Source organism: Sphingomonas sp. 4RDLI-65 (assembly GCF_049472435.1).
Classification (GTDB): domain Bacteria; phylum Pseudomonadota; class Alphaproteobacteria; order Sphingomonadales; family Sphingomonadaceae; genus Sphingomonas.
Map to the genome: position 1 here is coordinate 503,099 of NZ_JBCEBT010000001.1, position 23,053 is coordinate 526,151.

A 23,053-nucleotide genomic window follows, 5' to 3' on the forward strand; every position below is an offset into this window, starting at 1 on the left:
TCCCCTCCCGCTCGCGGGAGGGGGCGGGGGAGGGCATGACGCGAACGCGCAGCTGGCAAGGGAGGAGAAGCCCCTCCCCTAACCCCTCCCGCAAGCGGAAGGGGAACTAGGTTGCGCCCTTTCACCGCGCGTCCTTCACGGCTTGCATAATCTCGGCGATCTGCTCAGGCCGAATATCGCCGATGATCTGCTTCACGACGATCCCGCGGCCGTCGATCACGAAGGTCTCGGGAACGCCGGACGAGCCCAGTGCGAGCTGTACCTGACTAGCCCGATCGCTGCCGATCCGCTCGTACGGATCGCCATTACGCCGCAGGAACCCCGCAATCGCCGGCGCGGTGTCGCGGATCGCGATCGCATCGATCGGCACGCCCATCGCCTTAAGCCGCATCAACTGCGGGGCCTCGGCAATGCACGGAATGCACCAGCTCGCGAACACGTTGAGCAACCGCGGCTTGCCCTGCCGGAACGAGGCGCTGGTCAGGCCCGGCTTGCCCGGGACCATCGCCGGCAGCGCGAAATCGGGAAGCGGCTTGCCGACCATCGCCGATCGCACCACCTTCTCGGCAGGCCGGAACAGCCCGCTCGCCACCACCGCGAACAGCAGTGCGAAAATTGCCAGCGGCGCCCAGAGTGCGAATCGCTTCATGCCCACTGCGCCCGTATCGCAGTGCGCCGCTCGCGCCGCACACGGCCGAGCAGCGACAATGCGCCGCCCAGCGCGATCAGCACGCCGCCGAACCAGATCAGTGTCACGAAGGGCTTCCACCACAGCCGAAGCTGCCACCGCCCCTGCCCGTCCGGCTGGCCGAGCACCGTATAGAGCTGCCCGTCGAGCACCGTCAGGATCGCGGACTCGTTGGTGCTGGTAGGCGGATTGGCAAAGAAGCGGAGTTGCGGGCGCAGAATGCTCGCGCTGCTCCCTCGGGTCACGGTCAGACGCGCTTCAAGCGCCGACCAGTTCTCGCCGATCACCGGCGAAATCCCGTCGAGCGTCACGGTGTACGGTCCCACCCGCGCCGGTTCGCCCGCACGCACCGCGACCAGCGTTTCCTTGGTGAAGGCGCTGTCTGACGCCATCCCGGCAAGGCTGACCGCGATGCCGAGATGCGCGATGACCATGCCGTAGGTAAATAGCGGCGTCCGCTTCAGGTTGCGCTTCCAAAGCGGCGCGACGCTGGCGACAGCGAGACCCGCGGCGAGCGACAATCCGGCCCAGGGCAGCACGCCCGGCCAGACGAATAGCAGTGCGACTGCCACCACCAGCGTCGCACCGATCGGCAGCATCACACGGCCCAGCACCGCCTTCGCATCGTCACGCCGCCAGCGCAGCAACGGCCCTACCGCCATCACCGCGACCAGCAACAACGCGATCGGCCCCGCCGCCTTGTTGAAGAACGGCGGCCCCACCGACAGCTGCACGCCGAAGCTCGCCGCGACGATCGGATAGAGCGTGCCGATCAGAACGATGCCGAGGATCACCGACAGCAGCAGATTGTTCGCGACCAGCCCGCCCTCGCGGCTGACCGGATCGAAGGTCGTACCCGCGCGGACAGTACCGATCCGCGCCGCGAACAACGCAAGCGCGCCGCCGATGTAGATCGCGAGCAACGCCAGAATGAACGCGCCGCGCTCCGGATCGACCGCGAAGGCATGGACGCTCGTCAGGATGCCAGAGCGCACCAGAAACGTGCCGATCATCGACATCGAGAATGCAACGACGGCCAGCATGATCGTCCACGCGCGCAGGCCATCGCGTGTCGCGAGAACCGTCACCGAATGGAGCAAGGCCGTCGCCGCGAGCCACGGCATCAGCGACGCATTCTCGACCGGATCCCAGAACCACCAGCCGCCCCAGCCGAGCTCGTAATACGCCCAGTACGACCCGGCGGTGATTCCAAGCGTCAGGAATATCCATGCGATCAGCACCCAGGGGCGCATCGCCTTCGCGAACGCCGGGCCGACGTCGCGCGTGACGAGCGCACCGACCGCGAACGAGAACGCGACCGAGAGGCCGACATAGCCGGTATAAAGCGTCGGCGGATGGAATGCCAAGCCGGGGTCCTGCAACAGCGGGTTGAGCCCAAGGCCATCGGGTGCCGCAGGGTTCAACCGCGCGAACGGGTTCGAGGAGAAGAGCAGGAACGCGTAGAAGCCTAGCGCGATCGTCGCCTGTGCGCCAAGCGTCGCGGTGAGCGTACGTTCGGGCAGCGAGCGCTCGAAGATCGCTACCGCACCGCCGGCCAGCCCGAGGATCGTTACCCAGAGCAGCATCGAGCCCTCGTGGTTTCCCCACGCGCCGGCGAACTTATAGAGCCAGGGCTTGGCGGAATGGCTGTTCTCGACGACCAGTCTTACCGACATGTCGGAGTCGAGAAAGAGTTCGATCAGCAGCGCCATCGCGAGGACGGCCAACAGCCCCTGAACGATCGCCACCGGGCGCACCGCTGCCGCAACGTCTTCACGACCACGCGCGATGCCGATCGCTGCCATTACGAGCTGCAACGCCGCCAGCGCGCCAGCGAACCAGAGCGCGGCGAGGCCTGCTTCGGCGATCATGGCTTGGTGTCCGGTTCGAGTGTCTTGGTCTCGTGCATCTTGCCGGCCATTTCCGGCGGCATGTATTTCTCGTCGTGCTTGGCGAGCAGGTTAGACGCGACGAAGCTGCCATTGGACTGGAACTGCCCTTCGGCGACGACGCCCGATTTCTCGCGGAACAGGTCGGGGACGATGCCGGCGAAAACGACGGGGGTCGTTGCCTGCCCGTCGGTGACGACGAAGTGCACGGTGACGCCGTCGGCGGCGCGCTTGACCGAACCGCCCTCGACCATCCCGCCGAGCCGTACCGCGCGTCCTAGCGGCAGACCGTCGCGTCGGACATCGGACGGCGCGTAGAAGAATGCGGCCTGATCCTTGAGCGCCGACAACGCGAGCAAACCCGCGACGACCACCGCGCCAAGTGCCAGCAGGGCAAGCGTCAGGCGTTGATGCTTGGCCTTCATTTCTCGGCCCTACGCATCGCCAGATAGCTCAGTAACGCGATAATCGCGCCGCCTCCGAGTGTCACGACATACGCGGCAGTCACGAACGGCCAGGGATTCATGCGCGGGCCATCCTGCGCATACGCGCTTCGGTCTTTGTGATGGCGAGCATCGTCCGCATCCGCATCAGCACGATCCCCGCGAACACGAATGTGAAGCCGGCCAGCATGATCGGCAGCGGCCACAGGATCGAGCCTGCAATCGTTGATTGCGTGAGGCCGATGCTCGGTCCCTGGTGCAGCGTGTTCCACCACACCACGGAATAGCGGATGATCGGCAGCAGCATCGACCCGGCAATTCCGTAGAGCGCCGGCACGCGCCCGTCACCGCCGCGATCCGCGTCCGCCTTCGCAAGCGCCATGTAGCCGAGATAGACGAAGAACAGCAGCAGCATCGAGGTCAACCGGCCATCCCATTGCCACCACGTCCCCCAGGTCGGCCGTCCCCAGATCGAGCCGGTCATCAGGCAGAGTGCGGCGAACACTGCGCCCGGTAATGCGATCGCGCGTGCGGCGACGTTGGCGAGCGGGTGGCGCCAGACGAGGAACATGATGCTGGAGATCGCGATCCCGCTCCACCCGCCCATCCCGAGCCAGGCGGCGGGGACGTGGATGTAGAGGATGCGGACGGTCTCGCCCTGGAGGTAATCGGGCGGAGTCTGCGTCAGGCCCGCCCAGCAACCCAGCACGATCAGCGCGACGCCGGCCCAGAAAAGCGCGGGCGTCAACGGCTTGGCGATCTTCAGGAAGCGCGCGGGGTTTGCGAAGGCGTGTAGGGTGGCCACTGGGGACAGCCATTATGGCAAGTCTACGAGGCTGTCACCTTCGACTTAAGACCCTCTCCCCGCCGGGGAGAGGGAGGGGCCCGCCGCACTTGCGGTGGGAGGGTGAGGGGCTTGAGGCTCGGATCGTTCGCCCCAAACGCCCCTCATCCGGCACTGCGTGCCACCTTCTCCCCGGCGGGGAGAAGGACCGTTACCTTCCGATCAGGCGCTTCGCGATCGAATCTGCGACGTCCGACGATGGCTCGCCCGAGCGGTCGCTTTCGTCCCAGACCTGGATCAGGCGCTCCGGGATACGCGCGATCCGCGCCTTAACCTCGGCCTCGTCGCCCTGCCCGAGATACTCGAGCCCGACGTTGATGATCCCACCCGCGTTGATCACGTAATCCGGCGCATACAGGATACCGCGTGCGTGAAGCCGCGCGCCGTCCTCGCGGACGCTCAGCTGGTTGTTCGCGCCACCCGCGACGACCTTCGCCTTCAGCGCGGCGATCGACATCTCGGTAAGGATCGCACCGAGTGCGTTGGGGCTGAAGATATCCGTCTCGGTCGTCAGGATCGCCTCGGCTGCCACAGCAGTCGCGCCGAGTTCGCCGGCCAGCTTCTGCGCCCGGCCCTCGTCAACGTCGGCCAGCGTCAGCACCGCGCCATCCTTCGCCAGCAACCGGGCGAGCCCGCCGCCGACCGAACCGACGCCCTGGATCGCGACGCGCACGCCCTTCATGTCGGTCGCGCCAAGGCCGCGAGCCGCCGCCGCCTTGACGCCGAGATAGATGCCGAGCGCGGTGTACGGCCCGGGATCGCCGCCCGCTGCACCGCTCGCAACCGGCAGGCCGGAGACGTAGCGCGTCTGCGTGGCGATCACCTTCATCCGCTCTTCGGACATGCCGACGTCTTCCGCCGTTACGTAGCGCCCGCCGAGCGAATCGACCGCACGGCCGAACGCCTCGAGCTGTGCGGTCGTGATGACGTCGCCGGGCTTGGCCGCGAGGACCACGCCCTTGCCGCCGCCGAGCTCGAGCCCCGCCATCGCGTTCTTGAAGCTCATGCCGCGCGACAGACGCAGCGCGTCGGTCACCGCGCGCCTGTTATCGGCATAATGCCAGAACCGCGTGCCGCCAGCCGCCGGCCCGAGCTTGGTCGAGTGCAGCGCGATCACCGCGCGCAGGCCCGATTCGGGATCGGTGAAGGCATGTACGCCCTCGTGGTCGTCGAAATCGGGAAGGTCCCAAACCGCTGTCATCGCCGGCTCCTGAAGAGGAATAAAATTACCGGGACGCGAAATATTATTTTCCGACCGGTTTTACCAGCCCAAAGCGCCCGCATTGCGGGGGCTTACGAAAATAAGGGGAAATGGGGCGACCGACGGGACTTGAACCCGCAACATCCGGCATCACAAGCCGACGCTCTAACCAATTGAACTACGACCGCCGCGTAGGCATCGCCCCCTAGCGGGGGTCGCCGGGCGGCGTCAACCGTCGACTTGCCAAAAAGACGTCAAAAACGTCCCTCGATGGCGAGCTTGTATCCATTCGGGCCGCTCACGAAGCCCGCCTGTTCGAGCTTTTGCACCGCCAGCGGATCGGACGGACGCAGCGACAATTCCGCGCGATAGGTCCCCGCTCCTTCGATCCTAAGCGCAATGCTCTCGGTCCCGGCCTGGCTCGCCAATGGCAACAGCAGCGCGGTGCCGTCGCAGCGCGCGGTGCCACTTACCGACTGCGGCAGCGTGATCCCGCCGACGTCGCCGGCCAGCGTCGCACGGACGCGCCCCTCGGCGGCCTCGCACTGGCCGTCGCGGAAGCGGACCGACACGTCGTCAAGATCGAGCGCGGCAACGGGCACCGGCGCGAACAAGCGGCCAGTCGCGACGGTGGCAGTCATGTGGTCGACCCCGAAGCCGTGACGGCTGACGCTCGCCGATCCGCGCAACGGTTTGGCGGACACCGATTCGGGGCCGGCGAAGACGATCGTGGCGCGGCCGACCAGCAGCGGCAGCGGCGACAGCCGCGCGTGCAGATCGCCGAGCGCGAGATCGCCGAACCGCGCCTCGGTCAGCGTGGCGCCCCAGATCGTCCCCGACACGCGCCGCGCCACCAGCCCTTCGTCGCCGACGCCGACCCAGCCGAGTACCGCGCGCATCGGCATGAACACGATCAGCGTGATCAGCAGCATCCCGCCGAACAACGCGGCGGGGCCGGTGCGCAAACGGATCCGCCTCATGCCGCGCGCGCCTTCAACGTGAGCGCGACGCCGACGGTCTTGTCGCCCTTGTCGGTCATCGCCACCGAATCGACGAGGATGCCAAGCCTTTCGAGGCGCGCGAGCCAAGCGGTCAGCGCCGCCGGTCGCGCCGACTGGATACCCACACGCACCCGATTCGCGCCGTCCTGATCGAGCGACGCGAGCGCGAAGCCAGCCTGGTCAGCCTCAGCGCGGACCGTGTCCGCCAGCGTGCCCGTCAGCGGTCTGGCGCGATCACGCTGGATATCGCGCAACGTCGCCACCTGCGCGCGCGTTTCGCCGAGCCGCGTCACGGCGCTGGCATGGCGTTCGCGCGCGCTCGACAACCCGTCACCGATCGGTCGGATGATCAGCGCCCAGAGCAAGGTCAGCACCGCGAGCGCGGCCATGACGAGCAACAGCCGGCGTTCCCGGAGCGAGCGTCCTTCAAACCACGTCTTCAAGCCGATCATCGTCCGCTCCCCGGGCTGATCGTGAGTTCACCCGTCACACGACCGGCGGCGGCCTGGAATACGCCCGCGCGGACGGTGAAGCCTGCCGCTTCGAGCGCACGCTTGAGGTCGGTCGCGAGCGCCTCGCGCTCGACCGCGACCGAGAGCCGCAGGTCGCCGTTCGCCTGGAAATCTAGCCCCGTCACTTCGGTCCCCGGCGTCGCACGGATCGCGGCGAACGCGGCAGCGGTCGTGTTGGTGAAGCCGAGCCCCGGCCCGCGCACGCGCGACAGGCGCTCGTCGAGCTGGCGGCTGGCATCGACCACGGTCTCGCCGCGTGGCAGGCCGGTCACGGCGACCGTGTCGGCCTCAGCCTCCAACGCATCCGCGCCAAAGCTATACTTGGCGATGCGGACGAGCGAGATCGCGAGCGTCATCGCCAGGATCGTCAGCGACAACAGCGCAAGCCGTCGGATCAGCCCCCAGTCGATCGCAAACCTGCGCCGCCGTGCGAACGGACCCTGCCGCAGGTCGAGAGTAGGCGACGCGGCGGCGGCAACGATCGCCGCCTCCAGCGTATCGCGATCGATCGTCGCAGGCGCAGTGCCGCCGGTTACGAGCTCGGTCAGCCGCGCTTCGTCGGCGAACCCGCTCGACGTGCCACGCACCACGCCGCTGCCGGCCAGCTCCGCCCTCGCATAGCCCTCGTCGGGGCGCGGAAGGAGCATCGGTGCGGGGATCAGCGCGACCGGATCGACACCCGCCTCGGCAAGCATCCGCAGCCAGTCGCGCATCGTCGCGGCCCCGACGACACCGATCGGGCGGTCACTCGCGCCTTCGTCACCGACCGCGACATGCAGTTCGACAAGCGGCGACGCGCTCGCCTCGCTGGCGAGAATACGCGCGGCCGCCGTCGCCTGCGCTGCCGAACGCGACGGCAGCTCCGCCCAGTGCAGCGTCACCGCATCGGCCGGGGCCACCGCAATCGTCTCGTCGTCGATCGCGTCGGGGATCCCCTCCCCCTCCCCGATCACGCGCGCATCGGCGACGCGCATCCAGCGATATCCGGTCTCGCCGGTGGGAAGGAACAGCAAAGTCGTCATGATGGCTCGCCCCATTGCCGCGATACGAGCTGCGCGGGAAGTCGGTTCGCGTCGATCAGCGCGCGTTCCTGCATTTGCGTGCGGCCGAGCGTCACATCGATATCGAGCGTGAACCATTTCGACAGCACCGTCGCCTCGGCACCGGGCGCGAGGGTAGCCGCACCCTGCAACGCCGCCGCCTTGGTGATCTCGCCGACATCGGCATAACCCTGCGGCGGGCGGCGCAGCAGCATTTGCTGCGCGCTGCCGACCGACAGCGTATCGGGATACAGCATCGCGAACAGCGGCGCCTGCTCGGGCGCCAGCGTGTTGACGTTGATCGGCGACGGCTTGGCGATCGGCAGTGTGCAGATCCAGGGCTTGAGCGTGGCGTAGATCTCGGGCGTCATGCCGGCAACCGCGCGGAGTTCGCTCGGGTCGGACATCAGCGTGCCGGCGGTGCGGTACGGCGTTTCGCGGCCGAGATACGCGCCGTCCTCCGCGCCCATCGCCTGCTGGTCCTGGTCGGTGTCGATCCAGTCCGCGGTGCCCGATGCGATCTGTTCGGCGACTTGCGTCGGGACGCTCAACAACCGCATCAGCCGGACGAAGTGCGGGCGGATCTCGGGGTTGGTGACGTATACGCCGGGCGTCGTCGCTTGCGTGACGAGCGCGTTGAGATTGAAGCAATTGCCGCCGTCGCGCACGCGAGCGGTCGCGAAGCCACCGGGGACCGGCAGGCCGAACGGCGTGTTGCTCCAGTTTCCGGCGAGCGTAACCCGCTTGGGGCTCTGGCCGAGCAGATTGGAGACACGGGTCAGCGCCATCGTCTCGGCGGCGAACGCGTAGGCGCGCGCCTGTTCACCGGTCGCGGCGTTGCCCGCGAGCCGGGTCGACAGGCGCAGTTTCTCCAGCGCCGCGCCTGCCATGACGGCGATGATCGCGACGAGCATCAGCACGGTGAGCAGCGCCGCCCCCCGCTCCGGCCCGCGGTCCGAACCGCGATCAGGTCCGCGCACCGGGCGTCTCCTTCGACGGCGTGCCGGAGGGCGGCGTGGTCGACGGGCCCGTTCCTTCAGGCGGTGCCGGGACGTACCCCGTACCGACCAGGAACATCTGGCGGAACAGCGTGCCGTCGTCGCGCTGGACGGTGAGTTCCATCGCATCGGGCAACGGCTTGCCGCTGGCGCCATCCCAGCGATCGCTCCACGCGCCGGCGATCCGGTAGCGCAACGCGGCTTGGCGGACGTGGGTGAGCAGTGCGGCGGGGGGCAGTCCCTGCGCACCGTCGATCATCGGGTAGGCGATCCGCTGGAGCGTCCCGGCATCGACGCGGTAGGCGACTTTCTGCGTGCTCGGCCGTGCTGCACCGTCGATGTTGCTCCAGCCGGCGCGGACGAGCCGGAGCATCGGGGTAATTCCAGACCCGCTCTCGCCGACGAACGCGGGAACGGTGGTGCCCGCTTCGTCGCGCGTCGACCGGTTCAACGCCTGGGCGAGGTCGGCGGACAGGATCGACATCGTTCGGGTGAGCGCGCTGATATCGTCGAGCTTGGCGCCGGTCGAACTCTGCGCCCTCACGCTGAACGACAGGATCGCAACGCCGGCGGCCGCGATCATCCCGAAGATCATGAGCGACACCATGACCTCGATCAGCGTGAAGCCGGCTTCGCTGTCCCGCTTCGTCATCCCGGACTTGTTCCGGGATCCACGGTTCCGCATCGTCAACTCTGCATTGCTCTCGCGGAACGGTGGATCCCGGAACAAGCCCGGGATGACGGAGGAAGTTTGGCGAGGGCGGCTCACGACGGCGTCACCATCGGCGTCGCCACCCGTGGCGCGGGACGGACCATCGTCAGGCGGCCGAGTTGCGTGCCGGTCCGGTCGGCAACCGCGACGTCGATCCGTAATACGCTGGAGCCGCCGAGCGCACTGACCTGGCGCGTCCATGTCCAGGCTTGTCCGCCGTTCGTCTCGACGCCGGTGACGCGGCCCGCGGTCGGAGGTTGCGCATCGGTCACCGCCTCGATCGCGACGTTGCGCGCGACCATCTGCGCGACCAGCGTTTCGTCGAGGATCGAGGCGCCGCGGATCGTCGCGCTTTCCAGGCGCACGAGCGCCATCGCCGCGAGGCTGAACACCGCCAGCGCGACCATGATCTCGATAAGGGTAAAGCCGCGCTCAGCCGGCATCGGCGCGCACGCTGCCGTCGGCGTCGATGTGCACGGTTGCCGCCACGCCGCCGCGGTCGAGGCGGATCTCCGCGGGGCGATCGACGAGGCCGGTCGGGTCGAACGTCACGCGCATGCGACCGCTGGTATCGCGGATGCTTGCCTTGGTCCCATCGTTCCAGCGTTCGACGCGCATTGGCTTTTCGGCGATCGGCGTCCAGCCACCGGCCATGCGACGGTCGAAGCCATAGCCGCCGCCGGTAACCCAGACGCTGACCGGGCGTGCCTCGACGATCGCAGAATCATGTGCGGCGCGGGTGCGCAGGGCAAAGCGCGTCGCCTCGTCGACCACGCGGCCGCGCGGGTCCGGCATGACGAGCACGGCCACGGCGGATGCCAAGCCGATGATCGTGACGACGACCATCAGCTCGACCAGCGTAAAGCCGCGTTCCCCCGGCGTCGCGTTACTGCCAGCTGCCGATATCGGCATCGATCCCCTCGCCGCCTTCCTTGCCGTCAGCGCCGAAGGTCCAGACGTCGGCCTCGCCGTGCGCACCGGGCGAGGCGTAGAGATACGGGCGACCCCAGGGATCGTTCGGCAGCTTCTTCAGATACCCGCCACGCTGGTACCGCGATGGATCGGTCAGGCCGGCGGGCGCGGTGACGAGCGCGTTCAAGCCCTGCGTAGTGTTGGGGAAGGTCATGTTCTGGAGCTTGTAGAGCTCCAGCCCGCCCTCGATCTGGGCGATGTCGGCCTTCGCCTTCTGGATCCGCGCGGTGTCGCCCGAGGGCAGCACGTTGAGCGCGACGATCGTCGCAAGCAGGCCGATGATGACGATCACGACCATCAGCTCGACGAGCGTGAAGCCGTGTTCGGCGGAACGCCTCAGGGGAATAAAGCCGGCCTCGCGGCGCTTCTTTTTGACTTGGGGACGCATACGAAACCTCACAGGGCGAACCCTCATTGTCCGGCCAGCGTGTTGAGCTGGAGGATCGGGAGCAGGATGGATAGCACGATCGTCGCGACGATGCCGCCCATCACGACGATGATCAGCGGTTCGAGCAGCGACAATGCGGTGGCGGTGAAACGGTCGAACTCGCGCTCGAGATAGTCGGCGGCGCGTTCGAGCATCTCGTCGAGCCGACCGGCGGCTTCGCCCGAGGCGGCGAGATACGTCAGCAGCGGGGGAAAGACGCCGGCGCGGCGCATCGCAGCGGAGAGTGAGCCGCCGCCGCGGATCGCGTCGACGATCTGGTCCGAGGCCTGGCGGAGACGGCGATTATGGATCGTGCTGGCGGTGAGGTTGAGTCCGTCGAGCAAAGGCAAGCGGCTGGCGACCATCGTGCCGAGCGTCCGCGCCATCCTTGCCGCGTGAAGGTCTCGGATCAGGCGGCCGAGTAGGGGGATGCGGAGCAGCCAGCCGTCGAATGCGAGCCGGATCGTCGGGTCTTTGAGCGCCTGCCATCCCGCTAGGCCACCGCCCACGACGATCAGCAGCATCACCCACCAGTAGCCGACGAGGAACGCCGAGAACGCCATCACCATCCGCGTCAGCAAGGGCAATTGCTGGCCGACCGTGTCGAATTGCTCGACGACCTGCGGCACAACGAACATCATCAACGCGGTTACGACGCCGAACGCGACGAGTGCGAGGATCGACGGGTAGGCGAGCGCAGTGATCAGCTTGCCGCGGATTTCGGCCTGGCGTTCGAGCAGAGCTGCGAGACGGTCGAGGATCGTCGGGAGCGAGCCAGAGCTTTCACCGGCCGAGACCATTGCGCGGTAGAGTGGCGGGAAGCTTTTCGGTTCGCGCGCCATCGCATCGGCGAGACGGCGGCCTTCGACGACGCCGGCATGGACGTGCTGGACGATCGTGCGGACACTGTCCTGCTCGGTTTGCCGCGTGATCGTGCGGAGCGATTCCTCCAGCGGCGAGACGCGATTGAGCGTGGCGAGCTGGCGGGTGAAGAGGGTGAGGTTCTTGCCGGACATCTTCGGCGTGCCGAGCTGGAGACCGAAGAGCGGGCGGCCTTTCGAGGCCTGTGGAGGGGCGCCGGGGGTGATCTTGACGACGTAGAACTTGCGTGCGTCGAGGGTGGCGCGCGCGACGTCGATATCGGCCGCCGCGACGTGTCCGCGACGTTCGGCGCCTTTCGTGTCGATCGCGATATAGTCGAAGTCCGCCATCATCCTCCCCTGCAAGGGGAGGGGGACCGCCGCGTAGCGGTGGTGGAGGGGGCGTACCGCGAACGTTCCAGTTGTGGGGATCGTGCGCGCGGTGCCGTGGCGGATGATGTCAGGCGGTGCGCGCGCGGTGAACCCCCTCCACCAGCTGCGCTGGTCCCCCTCCCCGTTCCGGGGAGGAATTTCAGGACGTTACGCATTTTCCACGATCTCGGTCGTATCGCGGCGGGATACGCGGACGGCTTCTTCGGCCGTTGTCTGGCCGGACAGGACGAGGTCGCGGGCTGATTGCGCGAGGTTCGGTGACTTCGCGAAGGCGTGCGCGGTGATCTCGGATTCGTGGCCGTCGGTGTTGATCAGACGGCGGATGGTGTCGTCGATGCGGACCGCCTCGAACACGCCGATGCGGCCCTTGTAGCCGGTCTGGTTACAGTCTTCGCAGCCTTGTGCGACGTAGACGGTCGCTTCGGGGGCGATGCCGAGCAACGGGGCTACCGTGTCCGAGGCAGGTACGGCTTTTCGACACGTCGGGCACAGGCGGCGGACGAGCCGCTGCGCGATCACCGCGCGCAGCGTCGAGGCGAGCAGGAAGCTCTCGACCTTCATGTCGCGCATGCGGGTGATCGCGCCGATCGCGTCGTTGGTGTGGACCGTCGACAGCACGAGATGCCCCGTCAGCGACGCCTGGACCGCAATTTCGGCGGTCTCGCGGTCGCGGATTTCGCCGACCATCACGACGTCGGGATCCTGGCGGAGGATCGCGCGCAGGCCCGCCGCGAAGGTCAGGCCGACCTTGGGGTTCACCTGCGTCTGACCGACGCCGTCGACCGCGTACTCGACCGGGTCCTCGACCGTCAGGATATTGCGGCTGCCGTCGTTGAGCAGGCGCAGCGCCGCATATAGCGAGGTGGTCTTGCCCGAACCGGTCGGGCCGGTGACGAGAATGATGCCGTTCGGCTCGCTCAGTGCTTCGTTCAGCAGCGCGAACAGTGCGGCCGGGAGGCCGAGCGCTTCGAGGTCGATGCCGGCGTTTTCCTTGTCAAGGATACGCAGCACCACGCGCTCCCCTGCCCGTGAAGGCAGCGTCGAGACGCGGACGTCGAGCAGTTTGCCGCCCAACGTCAGCCCCATGCGGCCGTCCTGCGGGACGCGGCGCTCGGCGATGTCGAGCCGCGCCATCACCTTGATGCGGCTGACCACGACCGGCGCGACGTTGGGCGGCATGCGCAGCGTCTCGCGCAGCACGCCGTCGATCCGCATCCGAACGACGAGGCCGGTCTCGTAGGGCTCGATGTGAATGTCCGACACGCCGTTGCGCGCGGCGTCGGCGATGATGCCGTTGATCAGGCGGATCGCGGGCGCGTCGTCGGCGGTGTCGAGCAGGTCCTCCGCGGTCGGCATGTCGCCGGCGAGCAGGTCGAGTTCGTCGCCCATCCCGACCGCGGCGAGCGCGTTGGCCTGGCCGTCCATCGCGTAGACGTTCGACAGGAGGCGGTCGAAGGCGATCTGCTCGACGAAGGTCACGTCGAACGGGCGGGCGAGGTAGCGGCGGAGTTCGAGCAGGACCTTGGGGTCAGCGCCAGCACGCATCGCGATCGTGAGGTGGGAATCGGTGTCGGTGTGGTCGACGACGACGCCGAACTTTCGCGCGAAGGCGTAGGGGATGGTGATCTGGGGAAGGTCTAGCGACGATAACGCTTCACTGCTCCCCTCCCGCTCGCGGGAGGGGTTGGGGGAGGGAATGACATAGCCCCCGGACGCTTCGTCTGCGATCAAGCCAGGCCCTCCCCCGACCCCTCCCGCAGGCGGGAGGGGAGCAGAGGCGTCGATCTCATGGCCTTCGCGGATGATCATTTCTTCGGGCGCGCGATGATTGTCGAGGTGCGGACCGGAACGGCGATGCGGGGGTCCTCGATGTTGCCGGGTATTGGTGCGCTCGGGATCGGCGGGGCGGCGCCCATATAGTCGCGGACGAGCTGGTCGATCGATGGCTCGGCGCCCGGCTCCTGCAGGCCCTGTTGCAGGCGGACATAGCCGTAGCGCTGTTCGGTCAGGCGGCGGCTGTCCTCCGCAGTACGCAAAATGGTCGGGCGGATGAAGATCATCAAATTGGTCTTCGAGCGCTGTTTCGCCTTCGACGTGAACAGATGGCCGAGCACAGGCAGGTCGCCGAGCAGTGGAATCTTCTCGATCGTGCGGCGTTCATTGTCATCGAGAAGCCCGCTGATCACCGCGATCTGGCCGTCGTCGACGGTGCGGACGGTCTCGACCTCGCGTTTGTTGAGGATCAGGTCGCTGTTGTCGCTCGACACCGGACCGGCGATCGAGCTGACCTCGAGGCGTAGGTTGAGCTTCACCGTGCCCGACGAATTCACCTGTGGTCGCACGGTCAGCTCGATGCCGACATTCTGGCGCTGCGTGGTGCGGAAGGCGTTGTCGAAATTGGTGCTGAGCGCCTGCCCCGTGGTGATCGGGATCTCCTGGCCGACGAGGCTGTGCGCCTCCTGGTTGTCGAGCGTGACGAGGTGCGGGACCTGCAGCAGGTTCGAGGTCGTGTCGCTCTTCACCGCGTTGATGATCGCGCCGAAGAAGGTGCTGCCGATCTTGCCGCCGAACCCGCCGAACCCGCCCGCCGCGCCGAGGATCGAGGCGATCGCCGACTGCTGGAGCGTATCCGCGGCGGCACTTGTGGTCTTGGTGACGGTCGTGCTGCCGTCGGTGTTGGTGGTCGTGGTGCTCGAGGTGTTGAGCTGCGTCGCGCCGATCGCGCCGGCGATCTGCAGGATGTTCGGCGCGGAATTGGAGAAGGTCGATGCGCCGAATGCGCCGCCGCTCGGATCGCCGACGATGAACTGCGCGCCGAGCGTCCTGGCGGTCGAATCGGAGACTTCGGCGACGATCGCCTCGACCAGTACCTGTTCGCGGCGGGTGTCGAGCTGGCGGACGACCTCGTTCAGCTGGCGCTGGATCTCGGCGGGGGCGGCGATGACGATCGCGTTGGCGCCGGCGAAGCGCGTGACGACCGCGGCAGTCTTGCCGCCGGCCGCGGTGATCGCGGGCTGACCGGAACCGGACGAACCGCCCGAGGTCGGCGTCGACTGATTGACCTGTGGCTGCGAGATGTTCGACTGGCCACCGGACGCCCCGTTGGTGCTGCTCGATCCGAAATTGGAGCGGGAGAGTGCGGTCTGCACAGGCTGGGTCGGGGTCTGGCCGACGAGTTCCTGCAGGACCGGCAGCAACTGTTCGGCGTCGGCGTTCTCAAGGAATACGACCTTGATCTCGGTGCCGTTCCGCGCCTTCTGGTCGAGATCGGCGGCGACCTGCGCGAGGCGGGCGACGGTGGTCGGGTCGCCGCGCAACGCAACCGCGTTCGACCCTTCGACGGCAACGACCGAGGCGCTCGGGCCGGTCGCGGCGGCGCCCCCCTGCCCGCCTCCGGTGCCCGTGCCGATCAAGCCCTGAAGCGCGGTAGCGATTTCCTTGGCGCTGGCGTTCTTAAGCGCGACGACGCGGGTCGACGACGTGTCGGTATCGATACGACGGAGGACTTCGCGGATGCGACGGATGTTGTCGGCAAAATCGACGACCACGAGGCTGTTGCCGCCGCGGTTGGCGCTGACTGAGCCTTGCGCGCTGACCAGCGGACGGACGGTTTCGACCGCGGATTGCGCGTCGATCGCGCGGAGGCGGACGATCTCGGTGACGTAGCTGTTGCGCGCGGCGCCTGCGACACCGATTCGGCTCGGCTGCGAGGCGGCGTTGTCGAGCGGCTGGACGCGGAACGCCCCGTTCGAGGTCGGTACCGCGACGAGGCCGTTAGCGCGCAAGGTCGAGAGGAAGACCTCGAAATATTCGGAGCGCGACAGCGGTCGGTCAGTGACCACGGTCACCTTGCCGGCGACGCGGTTGTCGATGATGAAGGTGCGGCCGGTGACCTTGGCGGCATCGGCGATGAACGCGCGGATGTCGGCGTCGCGAACGTTTAGCGTGGTCTGGGCATGGACGCCGGCGGCGAGCGCGAGGGCCACGACGGGGCCGAGAAACAGTTTTTTCATTGGGGTGGCGCGATCGTGATGGCGAGCGGCAGGGTATCCTGGCCGCGTTCTACGGTGATGGGGACGTTGCCGCCGCCCGCGAAATCCTTGGCGATGCGGTCGAGATCGCCTGGGCCGGAAACCGGGCGACCGCCGATCGAGGTGACGACGTCGCCATCCTTGAGCCCGGCCGAGCGAAACGCATTGCCCGTGCCTTGCGCGCGGACGGTGAGCCCGCTGATGCGGCCGCCGTCGATGCGCGGGATGAAACCGATCTCGCTGCGAAGCTGCGCGACCGGGATGCCGACCGCGGGGGCTGGCGCGCCCGCTGGTGCTGCGCCGGGCGCGACCGGGGTCACGGCGCCGGACTGATCGAGGAACAGGTCTTCGTCGGCGCCGCCGCGGTCGATCGTGACGTGGTCGAACGCGACCGCTTTCAGCCGCACGCCCGGCTGGATCTCGTCGCCGATCGCCACGCTCTGCTGCACGCCGTCGGGGCCGGCGATGATCGCCGAACTGCGGCCCATCGCCTCGTCCATGCGCGTGCCGAACAAGGTGAGTTGCAGCGACGTCACGGTCGAGGGCTGGCCTGCCGCGCCGCCGAGACGGAAGAACGGATCGAAGCCGCGGAGGATGTCGGCGGGCGAGCCGACCACGACCGGCGCAGCGGGGCGCCAGTCGCCGAGCGGCGTGATCGGCGTCACGATCGTCCAGGCCAGCCGCGCGCACTGCACCGCCAGCCCGGCCAGCAGCGCGAGTTCGACGACACTATAGACATTCACGACCGGCATACGCCGCAAGATACGGCGCGCCCGCGCGTCCAGCTTCAATCGCATCCGCGACCCACCCCATTTTCCCGCATCTCGTCGCGTAGGCATGCCATGTTACAATTCCGCGTCAATGGCTTGCGCGTCGGTTGTCCGCATTCCGATGGGGTAGCGCTCCGTCTCCAGGGTTGGCAGAAGACGCGGATGTCCGAGCAACTCCCCTCCAGCGGCTCCGGCCTGCCCCCCGAACCGGTCATCGCGCGGCTGTCGGTGCCGGGCGTGCAGCGGGTGCCGAGCGCGAAACTCGACCTGTTCGTGCGGAAGGACTTCCTGCCGCCAGACCTGTGCGCGGCGCTGATCGAGCGGATCGATGCGGTGCGGCGGCCGTCGACGATCTCCGATTCGAACGGTGATTTGAGTTATCGGACGAGCGAGACGGGCGATCTGTCGGCGGACGATCCGGTCGTGATCGAGGTCGAGCGTCGGATCCTTGCGCTGACTGGGCTCGACGGCCGCCACGGCGAACCGTTGCAGGGGCAACGCTATGCCGTCGGGCAGGAGTTCAAGGGCCACACCGATTATTTCGAGCCGAACGGCGTCGATTACCAGCGCTATTGCGGGGTCGCGGGGAACCGGACTTGGACCGTGATGGTCTATCTCAACCAGCCTGAGGCGGGTGGTGCGACGCGGTTCAAGGCGATCGACAAGATCGTCCAGCCGGAGACGGGCAAACTGCTCGCGTGGAACAACCGGCGTGCGGACGGGAGCTTGAATGCGGCGACGCTGCATCATGGGATGAAGGTGCGCGCAGGGGTGAAGTATGTGATCACGAAATGGTTTCGGGAGAAGGCTTGGGGGTGAGGCGTGGGGGTCAGTCGGCCTCATACGCTCACACCACCCCGGCGGAGGCCGGGGCCCAATTGGGGGACGGCAATGACAAAGCGCACCGCTCCATTACGTCCACCTTGCCAATTGGGCCCCGGCCTCCGCCGGGGTGGTGGCGCGCGAGGGAACTCCCGCCCCTAGAACTGGACGCTCGCGCCGAGAGTGAACACCCGGCCGAGCTTGTAGCGGTTGATGTCGACTTCGGTGCCGTTCGAGAAGGTCTGGTACTCGCGATACCCCGTCCCCGTCAGGTTGCGGCCTTCGAACTTCACCTCGATCTGCTTGCCCGCCACGTCGATCCCCTGCCGCGCGACGACGTCGAAGCGGATGCCGGGCTTTTCGATCAGGTCGGGCAGGCGGATGCCGCCGCCGCCGCCGACCGGGCCGCGATTGGTCACGCGCTCGCTCGCATAGTTGAACAGGAACGTCAGCTGCGACAGGCTTTCCTTGTCCTCGATGCCGAGCTGCAGGTTGACCAGATGGTCGGACTGGCCGGTCAGCGCCGCGCCGTTCTGGAACAGCACGTTGGCGGGCAGCAGCGTGGCGACGCTGCCATTGCCCTGGATCGGGCTGGCGATCTGCTGGTTGCCGACCTTCAGTTCGGAATGCGTGTAGGTGTAGTTGGCGATCGCGACGAGGCGGCGGGTGGCGAAGAAGCCGTCGCCGAGCGTGTCGAGCGGGATGTATTTCTGCAGCTCGACCTCGCCGCCGTACAAATTCGCGCGCGGTGCGTTGGCGAAGCCGGTCTGGATCGTGTCACTGCCCGCCGGGAAGAACGCGACCGCCTCGATCGGGTTGTCGATCCGCTTGTAGAAACCGGCGAGGTTGAAGCGCTGGTCCTTGGCGAAATACCATTCGTAGCGGAGCTCGCCGTTGTAGAGCTGTGAATCCTGGAGGAACGGGTTGCCGAAGAACAACCGGTCGCTTTCGAAATCCTGATACAGCTGCGGTGCGAGTTCGCGGAACTGCGGGCGCGCGAGCGTCTTCGACATGTGACCGCGGAGCTGCATGTCGGTCGCGAAGTTCCAGGTGACCGTTACTGCGGGCAGTAGATAGGAGCGCGACAGGCGGGTCGAGGCGAGCGCGACTGCGGCACCACCACCTGGCATCACCGTTTCGAGCGCATCCTCGTAACGCAGGCCGACGCTGGCGCGCAGTCCATCGACAATCTCACCCTCGACCTGGCCGTAGGCGCCGTGGACGCGGAGCGAGGCGTCGTAGGTCGGTGCACACGTCGGCGCCACGCAGGTATTGGCGAGGCCGATGCCGTAGGTCTGGAGGTTGAAGTCGGACAACAGGAAGTCGGGGCGCTGCTGCGCGACGGCGTCGTTCAGCGCGACGTTGCCCGTCGTCTGGTAGCGGAAGGTGTAGCGGCTCGAGCTTCGGTCGGTGTCCGAATAGGCATAGCCGACCGACAGCGCGAACGGCCGGTCGAACGGCACGTTCCAAGTGAGGTTCGCCTGGCCGGTCCACAGCGTCTCGTCGAGCTCGCTGAACGCGATGGTCGCGCTCTGCAGGCCACTCAGGCGGTTGATGTAATCGCCCGCCGCGACGTTGTATTCATAGGTGAACTGGCGCTCGTACGGCGAATTGCGCTTGGTCTTGGCGTAGCTGCCGCGCGTGTCGAGTGCGAAGTTCCCGAACTTGAACTCGCCCGCGAGCTGCGAATCGATCAGCTCGCGTTCGAACCAGCTGGTGTTCTGGACGATGAACGCGGGCACGCCGTAGGGCGACGGGATACCGATATTGTCGGTGTTGCCCGCGCTGAGGCGGCCCTGTTTCAGCGTGTCGTGGATGTAGAGATTGGTCCAGCGGATCTTGTTCTCGCCGAATTCCGCGCCGAAGCCGAGCAGGCCGTTGACGATCGCGCGGTTGTCGGTGAGCACAGTCTGGAAATCGCGGCGCAGGATGCCGCCGGCGTCGTCGGTGACCTGTTGCCGCGTGTCGCGCGTCCGCCAGCTGTTACTGATCCCGGCCGCGGCGATCACGCCGACGCGGGTGCTGCCGATATCGGCCGACGTGCCGAAGCTGGTCTCGCCCGACCAGTTTGCGGGCAGCTGGTTGTTCTGCTGGAGCAGCGACGTCTTGGCGTTCGACAGGTCGAGAATCTGCGCGCCCGCCAGCGAGGTGCCGGCGACGCCCGCGGTCTTGATGACGCCGGGCACCTTGCGCTCGCCGCTGTCGAAGCCGGTCCAGTCGTGCTTGCCGCCATTATAGACGTAGCCGAGTTCGCTGGTCGTGACGGTGTCCGCCGCGAGCGATCCGCCGAACTGGAAGAAGGTCTTTTCGGGGACCGCCTTGGTCGTCAAATTGATGACGCCGCCGCCGAACTCGCCCGAATACTGGACCGAATAGCTCTTTTGCACGAGCGCGGAGGCGACGACGTTGGTCGGGAAGATATCGAGCGGGACGACGCGGCGCAGCGGCTCGGGCGAAGGCAGCGGCAGGCCATTCAGCAGCGACGACGAATACCGGTCGCCCAGCCCGCGGACATAGACGAAGCCGTTGCCGACCACCGACAGCCCGGTGACGCGCTGCAACGCGCCGGCGATGTCGCCCTCGCCGGTGCGCGCGATGTCGGCGCTCGACAGGACGTTGACGACTTCGGCGGTGGCGCGGATCGCGTTGGGGATGTTGCGGCCGATGACGACGATGTCCTCGCCGCCGGAATTGCCGCCGGGAGTCGAGACGTCGACCTGCTCCTGCGCCTGTTCCGCCTGAGCGGCCGGATCGTTGCGCGCCTCGACCGGCGTGCCCGCCTGCGGTGACACCACACTGCCCGAGGGGCTGGCCGCCGGGGCGGATTGCGCCAGCGCGTGCGCAGGCACGAAGGTCGTCGTCCCGAGAAGGACGGAGACGAGAACGGATGACTTCATGGCTGCCCCGGCAACAAGAGGAATTCTTTCAGGAGTGCGCGGCGGGCCCCCGCCCCCCGCGCATGATAGTTCGTCGATCGGATCAGCTGGTCGGCAGAGCCGTGCAGGCGCTGCTGGTGGTGCCGAAGTTCGCGCGGTTCGAATTGCACGTCCAGCCGCGGTACCAGGTGTCGGTGGTGCCGTTGACCGCGCCGACATAGGTGGTCGGGACCAGGAACGACGTGCCCGACGGGTTGAGCGTCGAGGCGTTGAACGCGGTCGTGGTCGACGACACGCCGGCGGGCAGGAAGATGCCGGTGACGGCCGAACCGACTGCGGCGCTCTCCGTGTTGTTGGTGCCGGCGCGGAACAGTGCCTGCTGCTCGGCGGTCGTCACCGTCACGCCGTTGACGGCGGTTTCGGCGAACGGCGTGGCGCAGCTGAAGACGACCGAGTTGAACACTGGCGGGCCCTTGTCCTGCAGCGTCGCATCGGCGGGGCGGATCGTCGTCTTGCCGCCCGCATCGGCACCGGCGATGACGTTCAGGCAGGCGCTGCTCGGGTTGCTGACGATGCCGTTGACGAAAGTCGCATCGGCACCACCGCGCAGGCGGATCGCGGCGTTGGTTGCGGTCGAGGTCTGGATGAAGGTGAAGTTGGCGAGCGTGTACGCCTGGCGGGGCAACGCGTCTTCCGACCCGTTCGAGTCGATCTCGGTCGAGTAATTGTCGCCCTGCGTATTGATCGGCTTCTGGATCGCGAGCACGAACTGCACGAAGCCCTGCCAGCCGACGTCGGTATCCAGGCCGTCGTCGTCCGACCCGGTCAGCGCCAGATAGCGCAGGTTGCTGCGGCCGCCGAAGATCTCGATGCCATCATCCGAGCTGTTGTGGACCTGGATGTGGTCGAGCACGGTGCCCGACCCGGTGCCGCCCAGCGTCAGGCCCTGCAACTCGTTGTTCGGGCTGATGACGGTGCCCGAATAGCGGATCTGAACGTAGCGGATCGTGCCGCTGTTGTCGGTCGGGATCGCGCCGCCGTAGAGTGCGGTGCTGGTGCCCTCGACGACGTTCTCGCAGGCTGCGGTGCCGCCGGCGACGGTCGTGTTGCAGTTCGAGATCGGTGCGCGACCGGCGAGGATGATGCCGCCCCACAGGCCCTGCGATTCATCGGTCACGCCGCCGGTCAGATTGGCCTGCGCGGTGAAGATGATCGGCTGCGTCTCGGTACCCTCGGCGATCAGCTTCGAGCCACGGTTGACGACCATATAGTCGTTATCGGCGTTGGTGGTGTTCGCATAGACCAGCGAGCCGGCGGCGATCGTCAGCGTGGTGGCGATGCCCGACGGCGCGGTGCCGGCACCGCCGATGTCGACGCCGACATCGACGCGGCCGTTGATTTCATAGGCGACGCCTGCGACCTTGGGCAGGCTGAGCGCGGAGGTGATCAGCGACGGCAAGCGGCACGAGCGATAGGCGCCGAGGATGCCGACATCGGTGGTGCCGGTCGGGCAAGACGCCGCGGGCGTGCCTGGGGTCGGCGTCGGCGTAGGCGTAGGCGTGGGACTAGGCGTCGGCGTACCGGGAATGACGATCACGCCTTCGCCTGGCGACGCGACGCTGTCCGCACCACCACAGCCCGACAGCGCGACACAGGCGGTGCCGGCGAGCAGGACGTGGCCGATACGTTTGATTAGGGGCGCGTGCGTGGTCATTGGAGACTCCCGGTCGAAATCGTTGATCTGATGGATCGACTCAGGCTCCCCCCTGCCGACCTCGATTAGCCGACTATGCGGAGCACGTGACGCTACGATGCGATTTGGATGACGCTTGCGTGACTGTCGCGTGACGTAATGATGACACTGCAAGCGTCGCGGGCCTTGAAAGCAGCGGGTGCGAACACATCTCTTCCGATCCGGCGCGCGATGATTTACAGGCGCAGCCAGAGTCACTGCCCGCGCATTCCTGCGTCCGGGCGGCCAGACCGATATTACAGGATTATTCTACGACAATGGCCTCTTTCAAGGACCCCAGCTTCCAGGACCGCACGAGCAGCGCAGCCGCCGCCAAGCAGAAGGCGCTAGAGGCGCTCCGTGCCAAGCCGCCGATCGACGAGGCGGTCGTCGCCGAGCGTCTCGCCGCACGCGAAGCCAAGGAACTCGCCGAGCGCGAAAAGCGCGCTGCGAAGCGTGCTGCCGAGGACGAAGCCAAGGCTGCGAAGAAGGCCGAGGCCGAGGCGGCTGCTGCGAAGAAGCGCGAGGCCGAGGCGAAGGTCGAGCTGACCGACGCGGAGAAGAAGGCGATCCGTGACGCGAAGTATGCGGCGCGGAAGAACAAGAAGAAGTGATTTAAGGGGGCGGCTAGTGGCCGCCCCGCTCTGATACGTTACCAGCTGCTCGCCTGACGCGAGCCACCACCCCGGCGAAGGCCGGGGCCCAGGTGGAGAGGTCGCAGTAACGGCGCGAAGCGCTTAGTTGGCGGCGTCCCCCAACTGGGCCCCGGCCTCCGCCGGGGTGATATCTTGGTTTGGGCGTAGCTCCCCATTACTTGTTCTCCCGCGAAGGCGGGAGCCCAG

Annotated in this window: 21 protein-coding genes and 1 tRNA gene; 2 read left to right on the plus strand and 20 right to left on the minus strand. The window is 67.3% G+C overall.

The window, feature by feature from the left end:
* Positions 1-121: 121 nt before the first annotated feature.
* From VH567_RS02120 to VH567_RS02205, 18 genes are all read right to left on the minus strand, one after another.
* Positions 122-649 (minus strand): DsbE family thiol:disulfide interchange protein, encoded by a 528-nt coding sequence (locus VH567_RS02120; RefSeq protein ID WP_423322758.1) that lies wholly within the window; start codon positions 647-649, stop codon positions 122-124.
* Positions 646-2,559 (minus strand): heme lyase CcmF/NrfE family subunit, encoded by a 1,914-nt coding sequence (locus VH567_RS02125; protein ID WP_423322760.1) that lies wholly within the window; start codon positions 2,557-2,559, stop codon positions 646-648. The genes VH567_RS02120 and VH567_RS02125 overlap by 4 nt, the downstream gene beginning before the upstream one ends.
* Complete coding sequence (ccmE, locus tag VH567_RS02130) at positions 2,556-3,002, minus strand: cytochrome c maturation protein CcmE (RefSeq protein ID WP_423322762.1); 447 nt, start codon at positions 3,000-3,002, stop codon at positions 2,556-2,558. Before ccmE ends, VH567_RS02125 begins: the two co-directional genes overlap by 4 nt.
* 97 nt (positions 3,003-3,099) lie before the next feature.
* On the minus strand, positions 3,100-3,825 hold the full coding sequence (gene ccmC, locus VH567_RS02135) for a heme ABC transporter permease CcmC (RefSeq protein WP_423322764.1): 726 nt from the start codon (positions 3,823-3,825) through the stop codon (positions 3,100-3,102).
* A 190-nt stretch (positions 3,826-4,015) separates the two neighbouring features.
* Positions 4,016-5,065: a Leu/Phe/Val dehydrogenase gene (locus VH567_RS02140; protein ID WP_423322766.1), complete on the minus strand. Its 1,050-nt coding sequence runs from the start codon at positions 5,063-5,065 to the stop codon at positions 4,016-4,018.
* Positions 5,066-5,176: 111 nt separating this feature from the next.
* Positions 5,177-5,253 (minus strand) — tRNA-His (locus VH567_RS02145).
* Positions 5,254-5,319: 66 nt separating this feature from the next.
* A complete protein-coding gene (gene gspN / locus VH567_RS02150) occupies positions 5,320-6,045 on the minus strand; it encodes a type II secretion system protein N (RefSeq protein ID WP_423322768.1) in 726 nt (241 codons plus the stop codon).
* Positions 6,042-6,518: a type II secretion system protein GspM gene (gspM, locus tag VH567_RS02155; protein WP_423322770.1), complete on the minus strand. Its 477-nt coding sequence runs from the start codon at positions 6,516-6,518 to the stop codon at positions 6,042-6,044. Before gspM ends, gspN begins: the two co-directional genes overlap by 4 nt.
* On the minus strand, positions 6,515-7,600 hold the full coding sequence (gene gspL, locus VH567_RS02160; protein WP_423322772.1) for a type II secretion system protein GspL: 1,086 nt from the start codon (positions 7,598-7,600) through the stop codon (positions 6,515-6,517). Before gspL ends, gspM begins: the two co-directional genes overlap by 4 nt.
* Entirely contained in the window at positions 7,597-8,598 is a 1,002-nt protein-coding gene (gene gspK, locus VH567_RS02165; RefSeq protein ID WP_423322774.1) for a type II secretion system minor pseudopilin GspK, read from the minus strand. Before gspK ends, gspL begins: the two co-directional genes overlap by 4 nt.
* Positions 8,585-9,268, minus strand: a complete 684-nt coding sequence (gene gspJ / locus VH567_RS02170; RefSeq protein ID WP_423322776.1) for a type II secretion system minor pseudopilin GspJ — start codon at positions 9,266-9,268, stop codon at positions 8,585-8,587. The genes gspK and gspJ overlap by 14 nt, the downstream gene beginning before the upstream one ends.
* A gap of 113 nt (positions 9,269-9,381) precedes the next feature.
* Positions 9,382-9,771, minus strand: coding sequence for a type II secretion system minor pseudopilin GspI (gene gspI, locus VH567_RS02175; RefSeq protein ID WP_423322778.1), 390 nt, complete (start codon positions 9,769-9,771; stop codon positions 9,382-9,384).
* On the minus strand, positions 9,761-10,240 hold the full coding sequence (locus VH567_RS02180; RefSeq protein WP_423322780.1) for a GspH/FimT family pseudopilin: 480 nt from the start codon (positions 10,238-10,240) through the stop codon (positions 9,761-9,763). The genes gspI and VH567_RS02180 overlap by 11 nt, the downstream gene beginning before the upstream one ends.
* Positions 10,215-10,688 carry a type II secretion system major pseudopilin GspG gene (gspG, locus tag VH567_RS02185; protein WP_423322782.1) on the minus strand — a complete coding sequence of 158 codons (474 nt, stop codon included), beginning with the start codon at positions 10,686-10,688 and terminating at the stop codon, positions 10,215-10,217. Before gspG ends, VH567_RS02180 begins: the two co-directional genes overlap by 26 nt.
* A gap of 23 nt (positions 10,689-10,711) precedes the next feature.
* Positions 10,712-11,938, minus strand: coding sequence for a type II secretion system inner membrane protein GspF (gene gspF / locus VH567_RS02190; protein ID WP_423322784.1), 1,227 nt, complete (start codon positions 11,936-11,938; stop codon positions 10,712-10,714).
* 189 nt (positions 11,939-12,127) lie between these two features.
* Positions 12,128-13,789, minus strand: a complete 1,662-nt coding sequence (locus tag VH567_RS02195) for a GspE/PulE family protein (RefSeq protein WP_423322786.1) — start codon at positions 13,787-13,789, stop codon at positions 12,128-12,130.
* Complete coding sequence (gene gspD / locus VH567_RS02200) at positions 13,786-15,993, minus strand: type II secretion system secretin GspD (RefSeq protein ID WP_423322788.1); 2,208 nt, start codon at positions 15,991-15,993, stop codon at positions 13,786-13,788. Before gspD ends, VH567_RS02195 begins: the two co-directional genes overlap by 4 nt.
* Positions 15,990-16,808 (minus strand): type II secretion system protein N, encoded by an 819-nt coding sequence (locus VH567_RS02205; protein ID WP_423322790.1) that lies wholly within the window; start codon positions 16,806-16,808, stop codon positions 15,990-15,992. The genes gspD and VH567_RS02205 overlap by 4 nt, the downstream gene beginning before the upstream one ends.
* Before the next feature lie 135 nt (positions 16,809-16,943).
* Between VH567_RS02205 and VH567_RS02210 the strand changes: the two genes are divergently transcribed.
* Positions 16,944-17,600 (plus strand): prolyl hydroxylase family protein, encoded by a 657-nt coding sequence (locus tag VH567_RS02210; protein WP_423322792.1) that lies wholly within the window; start codon positions 16,944-16,946, stop codon positions 17,598-17,600.
* A 161-nt stretch (positions 17,601-17,761) separates the two neighbouring features.
* Here VH567_RS02210 and VH567_RS02215 read toward each other — a convergent pair whose 3' ends face one another.
* Positions 17,762-20,500, minus strand: a complete 2,739-nt coding sequence (locus VH567_RS02215) for a TonB-dependent receptor domain-containing protein (RefSeq protein ID WP_423322794.1) — start codon at positions 20,498-20,500, stop codon at positions 17,762-17,764.
* Between the two features lie 82 nt (positions 20,501-20,582).
* Positions 20,583-22,193, minus strand: a complete 1,611-nt coding sequence (locus VH567_RS02220) for a hypothetical protein (protein ID WP_423322796.1) — start codon at positions 22,191-22,193, stop codon at positions 20,583-20,585.
* Between the two features lie 296 nt (positions 22,194-22,489).
* Between VH567_RS02220 and VH567_RS02225 the strand changes: the two genes are divergently transcribed.
* Positions 22,490-22,825, plus strand: a complete 336-nt coding sequence (locus tag VH567_RS02225; RefSeq protein ID WP_056058003.1) for a DUF6481 family protein — start codon at positions 22,490-22,492, stop codon at positions 22,823-22,825.
* Positions 22,826-23,053 lie beyond the last annotated feature (228 nt).